The organism is Kitasatospora nipponensis (assembly GCF_039528135.1).
Taxonomy (GTDB): Bacteria; Actinomycetota; Actinomycetes; order Streptomycetales; family Streptomycetaceae; genus Kitasatospora; species Kitasatospora nipponensis.
Window position 1 is genome coordinate 1 of sequence record NZ_BAAALF010000696.1, and the last position, 725, is coordinate 725.

A 725-nucleotide genomic window follows, 5' to 3' on the forward strand; every position below is an offset into this window, starting at 1 on the left:
CCTCGCGCATCGGGCGGTCCCGAGCGACGGGGAAGCCCGAGCGCAGCGGCACCACGGTGCGGCCGCTGTAGAGCCCGGCCAGGATCGCGACGTACGCCTCGACCCCCTTGCCGGCCAACACCCCGATCACCTCGGGCGGCTCACCGGGGCCGGCCAGCAGGGCGCCCGCCCAGCTCAGCGCGCGGCGGTGCACCTCGGTGTAGGTCAGCGACTCGGCGCCCAGCCGGGCCGCCAGGCGGTCGGGCGAGACGGCCAGGCCGCGGAGGGATCGGGCATGCAGGGCAGGCCCGTCGGTCAGGTTCATTCTGCCTCCAGGAGAGGGGTGGTAAGGGGTTGCGGCCCGCACTCCCGGCGCGGGTATCGTCAAACTCGCAAGGCATCCTGGAAATCCCGCCCAGGTCGGGAATCGACATTCGGAGTCAGCATGTGGGACAAGAAGTTCGAGAACACGATCCGTCGGCACCTGCCGTATCTGGAGGCCGGTGACGAACTGCGGCCCGACGTCAGTCTCCGCGAACTGGGCCTCGACTCGATGGGCACCGTCGACCTGCTCGCCTCCCTGGAGGAGACGTACGGTGTCGAGTTCATCCACGACTTCCTGAACTCCGAGACCTTCTCCACCGCGGAAACCCTGTGGGACGCGATCTCGAAGCTCGGTGCGCCGGCTGTCTGACCGTCAGAGACGTCGGCCTGAAATTCCCTCCGGAATCCTGGTGATTCCGGAG

At 68.7% G+C, this 725-nt stretch carries 2 protein-coding genes; one reads left to right on the forward strand and one right to left on the reverse strand.

Features of this window, described 5'->3' with window-relative positions:
- Nucleotides 1–304: AMP-binding protein (locus ABD323_RS42780; RefSeq protein WP_344447441.1), on the reverse strand; the 304-nt coding region annotated here is incomplete at its 3' end.
- A 120-nt stretch (nucleotides 305–424) separates the two neighbouring features.
- On the opposite strand from ABD323_RS42780, the gene ABD323_RS42785 reads away from it, so the two are divergent.
- Nucleotides 425–673, forward strand: coding sequence for an acyl carrier protein (locus ABD323_RS42785; RefSeq protein WP_184912927.1), 249 nt, complete (start codon nucleotides 425–427; stop codon nucleotides 671–673).
- Nucleotides 674–725: the final 52 nt, after the last annotated feature.